Below are 6,272 nucleotides of genomic sequence, written 5' to 3'. Positions count from 1 at the left end.
TGCGTAAGCAAGCGATTGATTTGTAAGGGTATCGAAGACCACGCTCTTCGATACCCGTCAAGCAAAAAGTCCACGGACGGACTTTTTGCGATTCCATCAGGGGCGTATGCGGGCATGAGCATCAAGGCAGACCACTGGATCCGCCGGATGGCGCGGGAGCGGGGGATGATCGAGCCCTTCGTCGAGGGGCAGGTCCGCACCGCCGACGCCGGTGGGGGGGTGATCTCCTACGGACTCTCCTCCTACGGCTACGACGTGCGCTGCGCCGACGAATTCAAGATCTTCACCAACATCAACTCGGCCACCGTCGATCCCAAGAACTTCTGCCCTTCCTCCTTCGTCGATTTCCGGGGGGATGTCTGCATCATCCCGCCCAACTCCTTCGCGCTGGCCCGTACCATCGAATACCTGCGCATCCCGCGCAACGTGCTCACCATCTGTCTGGGCAAGTCGACCTACGCCCGCTGCGGCATCATCGTCAACGTCACCCCCCTGGAGCCGGAGTGGGAGGGGCACGTCACCCTGGAGTTCTCCAACACCACACCGTTGCCGGCGAAGATCTACGCCGGCGAGGGGGTGGCGCAGTTCCTCTTCTTCGAGTCGGACGATGTCTGCGGCGTCTCCTACCGCGACCGCAAGGGGAAGTATCAGGGCCAGACCGGCGTCACGGTCCCCCGGTTGTGACGCCGGGCACGGACGCAGAGAGGGGGCCGGGCCCCACGCCGTCGGCGCGGCTCGACGCCATCCTGGCGCAGGGGCGGCCGACGCTCTCCTGCGAGTTCTTCCCGCCGAAGAGCGACCGGGGTGAGGCCAATCTGTGGCAGGCGCTGGCGCGGCTGCAGGCGATCGCGCCCGATTTCGTCTCGGTCACCTACGGCGCGGGCGGCTCCACCCAGGCGCGCACCCGTCGCATCGTCCGCCGCATCCGGCGGGAGACGTCGCTGCCGCCGGTGGCCCACCTCACCTGTGTCGGCGCGACGCGGCGGGAGCTGACCGCGCTGCTCGACGGCTACCGCGCCGACGGCATCGACAACATCCTAGCGCTGCGCGGCGATCCGCCGGAGGGGATGGCGCGGTTCGAGGCGGTCGCCGGAGGCTTCGCCCACGCATCCGATCTGGTCTCCTTCATCACCGCCCGCGGCGACTTCTCGGTGGCGGTGGCCACCTACCCCGAGGGCCATCCCGAGTCGCCCGGCGGAATGATGGACGACGTGCGCTATCTCAAGCTCAAGCAGGAGTGCGGGGCGGTGGCGGCGATCACCCAGTACTTCTTCGACAACGAGGCGTTCTACCGCTTCCGCGATGCGGCCGCCGCCGCCGGCGTGACCATTCCGATCATCCCCGGTATCATGCCGATCGCCGACTACCACCGGATCGTTGGCTTCTCCGCGATGTGCGGCGCCTCCATCCCGACGTGGCTCGCCGCCCGCATGGAGCCGATCGCGGGCGATTCCGAGGCGGTGCGTGCAGCCGGGGTGGAGCTGGCGGTGGCGCAGTGCGCCGATCTGCTCGCCCACGGCGCTCCGGGGCTCCACTTCTACTGTCTGAACAGGGCGGAGATGACGCTGGAGATCGTGCGGGCGCTGCCCGGCGTGCGCCCCCGCCCGACCGCGCAATAGCGCATGGTCGTGACCCTACGATACACCAACGCAAACAGAGGAGGCATATCCAACGATGCGAACCAACCTGCCGGTGACCGATGTGGAGCGCACCTTCGAGATCGATCGGTTCATCGTCTCCAAGACCGACACCAAGGGGATCATCACCTACTGCAACCGGACCTTCATCGAGGTCTCGGGGTATGAGGAGGAGGAGCTGCTCGGCCGCCCGCACAACATCGTGCGCCACCCCGACATGCCGGCGGCCGCCTTCGCCGATCTCTGGAGCACGATCCAGTCGGGGCAGGAGTGGAACGGCATCGTCAAGAACCGGTGCAAGAACGGCGACTACTACTGGGTCGACGCCCAGGTGACGCCGTCGCTCGGCCCCGGCGGGGAGATCGTCGGCTACATGTCGGTGCGGCGCAAGCCCACCCCCGCACAGGTCGCCGACGCCGAGCGGCTCTATGCGCAGATGCGCGCCGAAGAAGGGAGGTAGACGATGGGCAGAGTGCGCAACATGGTGACCAAGGCCTCGCTGCCGCAGGTGACGGGCTACTGCGTGGCGACGGTATTGCTCGTACTCGTCGTGACCGGCGGCTTCATCGAACAGGCCATCGGTACGATGCAGCGGGAGATCGGCCGGCTGCAGCAGGTCGGCCTGCAGGCGGAGCGCGCCTCCGGCAGGATGGCCTACGACGTGGTGCAGATCCAGCAGTTCATCACCGACGCGGCCTTGACCGGCGCCGCCGAGAGCGTGGATGAGGCCCGCTCGGCATTGCACGACTTCCAGACCCGGTCGAAGAGGCTGGGGGAGCTGCTCATCCGCGGCAGCAAGCTGGTCGGGGATCAGGAGCCCACCGCCGAGCTGCGCATACTCGAGGAGATGCGCAAGGAGGTGGCCACACTCTTCGCCGTCGGCATGCGGATGATCGACGCCTACCGGAAGGGGGGGCAGGAGGCGGGCAATGTGGTGATGGCGCAGTTCGACGAGGCGTCCGACCGGATCTCCAAGGGGCCTGCTGCGGCGATCGCCCGGCTGAAGAAGGAGGCGGGTGCGTGCATGGTGCAGCAGATGGGGCGGATCGAGGAGCTGGTCGTCGGCCAGGGGGTGGTGGTTGGCCTGCTGCTGGTCGGCCTCTTCGTCGTCGTGCGCCGGGCGCTGCGGGCGCGGCTGATCCCGATGATCAAGGCGCTGCACGCCTGGGAGCGTGAGACGATGGAGGCGCGCATCACCCATATCCGCACCAGCGGGTTGACCGGTGAACTCGCATGGGCGCTCAACGACTTCGGCGACCGGATGGAGGCCTTCATGCGCGACTTGACCGCCTCGCTCACCGCCGCCTCGGCCGGCGACAGCAAGCGGCGGATGGATCCCCGCGGCCTCTCGCCGGAGATGAAGCGCTCGGCGGAGATCGTCAACAACGCGCTCGACACCATCGCCCGCGCCTCCACGGCGGCGCGTCAGGATCGGGATCGGACGCAGCAGTTCGAGCAGGAAGTGCGGCGGCTGGCCAAGAGGCTGCAGGCGGCCGGGGAGCAGATGCGCCAGCGGGCGGAGCATGTCGCCGCCCTGGCCGAGGACTCTTCGGGCAAGGCGGCGGGCGTGCGCGAAGGGGCGGCGCAGGCGGCGCGCAACGTGGAGACGGTGGCCGCCGCCGCCGAAGAGCTCTCCGCCTCGATCGGTGAAGTGAGCCGCCAGGTGGCCGATGCCTCCGGCGTGGTCGAGACGGCGGCGGCGAAAGGGAGCGGCGCGGTGGCGCAGGTGGAGCAGTTGGGGCAGGCCTCGCGCAACATCACCGGGATGGTCGAGGTGATCAACGACATCGCCGCCCAGACCAACCTGCTGGCGCTCAACGCCTCGATCGAGGCGGCGCGCGCCGGTGAGGCCGGCCGTGGCTTCGCCGTGGTGGCCGGCGAGGTGAAGGATCTGGCCGAGCAGACCTCGAAGGCGACCGACGAGATCGCCGATCTGATCGCCGGCATCCAGAAGGAGAGCGACGAGGCGGTGGCGGCGATCAAGGAGATCGCGCAGATCATCGAGGACTTCCGTAACACCTTCGAGCAGATCAATCTGGCCACCGACGAGCAGAACGCCGCGGCCAGCGAGATCTCCGCCTCGGTGCAGCAGGCCAGCCGCAGCGTGGCCGAGGTGCAGGGCCACATCGACGGCGTGGCGGATGCCGCCGCCGAGACCGGCAACGCCTCGGCCGAGATGGTCGGCGCCTCCGAGCAGGTGACGGCGGCGACCGAAGAGATCAACGGCTCGGTGGACGGGTTCCTGCGCTCGCTCAGCTACAATCGGGGGTGAGCCCGGCGGCGGGGGCGGACCGCATGGCGCGGTCGACCACCCTGCTGGCCGTGGAGAGTTCGTGTGACGAGAGCGCGCTCGCCCTGCTCCAGGGGCGGGACGACGGCGTGGTGGTGCGCGGCGAGTGCATCGCCTCGCAGATCGATCTGCATGCCCGCTTCGGCGGCGTGGTGCCGGAGGTGGCCGCCCGCGAGCATCTGCGCACGCTGCCGGCGCTGCTCGACCGGCTGCTGGCCGATGTCGGCTGCGATCTGTCGTCGGTCGGGGCGGTGGCGGTCACCGCCGGGCCCGGTCTGCTCGGCGCGCTGCTGGTCGGCGTCTCCTGGGCGCGTGGTGTGGCGGCGGCCTGCGGCGTGCCGCTGATTCCCGTCCATCATCTCGAGGGACATCTGCTGGCCGCCGGGCTGGCCGGGCGGTTGCCGCTGCCGTCGGTCACCCTGCTGGTCTCCGGCGGCCATACGCTGCTGGTCCGGGTCGACGGCATCGGCCGCTACCGGCTGCTCGGCCAGACGCTGGACGATGCCGCAGGGGAGTGCTTCGACAAGTGCGCCCGCATGCTCGGGCTGGGCTATCCCGGCGGGCCGGCGATCGCCGCCGCGGCGGCGGGGGGCGATGGATGTCGCTTCGCCCTGCCCAGGCCGATGCTGCGCAAGCCGGGGCTCGACTTCAGCTTCTCCGGGTTGAAGACGGCGGTCTCCTACCTCTTGCGCGACCGCCCGGCGCTGCGCGACGATCCGGCGGCGGTGGCCGATCTCGCCGCCTCGATCGAGCAGGCGATCGCCGAGGTGTTGGCCGGCCGGGCGCTGGCCGCCTGCACGGGCGAGGGGATCGACGATCTGGTGGTCGCGGGCGGGGTGGCGGCCAACCGGCGGCTGCGGGCGATGCTCGGTGCGGGGTGTGCGGCGCGCGGCATCACCCTCCATCTGCCCGAGGTGCGCCACTGTACCGACAATGCCGCGATGATCGGCTACGCCGCCTGGCGTCGGCTGCAGGCGGGCCTGCCGGTGCCGCCGCGCGACGATTGGGATGCGCGTGCCCGCTGGCCGCTCTGCGGCGGACCAGCGCCGCATGGGGGGGGGCGGCGGTGAGCGCCGAGCGTCGCGCGCTGCGGCGGCTGATGGTGTTGCGGCTGCTGGTGGTGGTGTTGCTGGCGGTGTTGATGGAGCTCTTCCGCGACCGGATGCTGCTGATCGATCCGCGCGCACCGACCCTCTTCTACCTGCTGCTGCCGCTGCTGCTGCCGCTGCAGTGGCTGCTGCAGGAGCTGCTTCCCTGGCCGGTCTCCGCCCGGGTCGGCCTCTCCTTCGTGGTTGACATCGTGCTGATCGTCCTCCTGATGACCACCACCGGCGGGCTGGTGAGCCCCTTCAACCTCTTTTTCGCCTTGGTGTTGATCGCCGCGGTCCCCTTCTGCAGCCGGACGATGATCCTCGGCCTGACGGTCCTCTGCGCCGCCGGATTCCTCTTAGCCTCCTACGCCACCGCCTGGTGGCTACATCTGCACATGGCGCCGCTCGCGCCGCTCCACATTCTGCTCCATGTCTCGCTCCTCTTCCTGGTCGGCGGGGTGATGGCGGCGATCGTCGCCCGCCACACCCGGCTGCAGGTGGCGCGGCGGGAGGCGGAGCATGGCCGCAACCGGGCCGAGGAGCGCTACGACGAGGTGGTGCGGAAGCTGGTGGCGCAGGAGAAGCTGGCCGCGCTCGGGCGGATGGCGGCGATGGTGGCGCACGAGGTGCGCAACCCGCTGCAGACCATCGCCCAGGCGGTGGGGATGCTGCACGATTCGCCGCCGGAGGTGGTGGCGCAGCTTCGGGGCGTGATCGCACAGGAGATCGCCCGGCTCGAACGGCTGGTCACCTCGATGTTGCGCTTCGCCGCCCCCCCCGATCCGAAGCCGGTGGAGTGCAGTCCGCGGGCGCTGATCGAGGATTCGCTGGCCCAGATGGGGCGCGAGGCGGAGGGGATCGCGGTGGAGATCGACTGCCCCATGGAGCGCTGCCTGCTCGATGCCGACCACTTCCGGCTGGTCGTCGACAACCTGCTGCGCAACGCGCTGCACCATTCGCCGCCGGGGGGGCGGGTCCGGATCTCGCTGCAGCCGATCGGCGGGCGCAGTTGGCGTCTGCGGGTCCGGGACGAGGGGGGGGGGATCGATCCGGCGCTCATGCCGCGGCTCTTCGAGCCCTTCGTCACCGGGCGCCGCTCCGGTACCGGCCTCGGCCTGGCCATGGTGCGTCAGGTGTGCGAGGGCAACGGCTGGGAGGTGCGGGCGCGCAACTGCGACGGCGGTGCGGAGTTCACGGTGATCGGACGGTGCGGCGATGGCTGAGCGGCGTGGTGTGTGGCCCGGTCGCCTTCGG

Annotated in this window: 6 protein-coding genes; all 6 read left to right on the top strand. The window is 69.9% G+C overall.

Features of this window, described 5'->3' with window-relative positions; translation table 11 throughout:
- The first annotated feature begins 114 nt into the window (after positions 1-114).
- The 6 genes from D6682_07325 to D6682_07300 are packed head-to-tail and all read left to right on the top strand — an operon-like array spanning position 115 to position 6,241.
- On the top strand, positions 115-684 hold the full coding sequence (locus D6682_07325) for a dCTP deaminase (GenBank protein ID RMH50311.1): 570 nt from the start codon (positions 115-117) through the stop codon (positions 682-684).
- Entirely contained in the window at positions 681-1,619 is a 939-nt protein-coding gene (metF, locus tag D6682_07320; protein ID RMH50310.1) for a methylenetetrahydrofolate reductase [NAD(P)H], read from the top strand. Before D6682_07325 ends, metF begins: the two co-directional genes overlap by 4 nt.
- A 55-nt stretch (positions 1,620-1,674) precedes the next feature.
- A complete protein-coding gene (locus D6682_07315) occupies positions 1,675-2,097 on the top strand; it encodes a PAS domain-containing protein (GenBank protein RMH50309.1) in 423 nt (140 codons plus the stop codon).
- 12 nt (positions 2,098-2,109) lie between these two features.
- Positions 2,110-3,909, top strand: a complete 1,800-nt coding sequence (locus D6682_07310) for a hypothetical protein (GenBank protein ID RMH50308.1) — start codon at positions 2,110-2,112, stop codon at positions 3,907-3,909.
- Between the two features lie 23 nt (positions 3,910-3,932).
- A complete protein-coding gene (tsaD, locus tag D6682_07305; GenBank protein RMH50314.1) occupies positions 3,933-4,997 on the top strand; it encodes a tRNA (adenosine(37)-N6)-threonylcarbamoyltransferase complex transferase subunit TsaD in 1,065 nt (354 codons plus the stop codon).
- On the top strand, positions 4,931-6,241 hold the full coding sequence (locus D6682_07300) for a sensor histidine kinase (GenBank protein RMH50307.1): 1,311 nt from the start codon (positions 4,931-4,933) through the stop codon (positions 6,239-6,241). Before tsaD ends, D6682_07300 begins: the two co-directional genes overlap by 67 nt.
- Positions 6,242-6,272 lie beyond the last annotated feature (31 nt).

The organism is Zetaproteobacteria bacterium (assembly GCA_003696765.1).
Classification (GTDB): Bacteria; Pseudomonadota; Zetaproteobacteria; order Mariprofundales; family J009; genus RFFX01.
This window is presented reverse-complemented; position numbering and strand designations above follow the sequence as displayed.

Bases quoted from the DNA above. Each gene is read 5' to 3' on its own strand.
- D6682_07315 (RMH50309.1), top strand. From the start codon at position 1,675: ATGCGAACCAACCTGCCGGTGACCGATGTGGAGCGCACCTTCGAGATC.
- D6682_07325 (RMH50311.1), top strand. From the start codon at position 115: ATGAGCATCAAGGCAGACCACTGGATCCGCCGGATGGCGCGGGAGCGG.
- tsaD (RMH50314.1), top strand. From the start codon at position 3,933: ATGGCGCGGTCGACCACCCTGCTGGCCGTGGAGAGTTCGTGTGACGAG.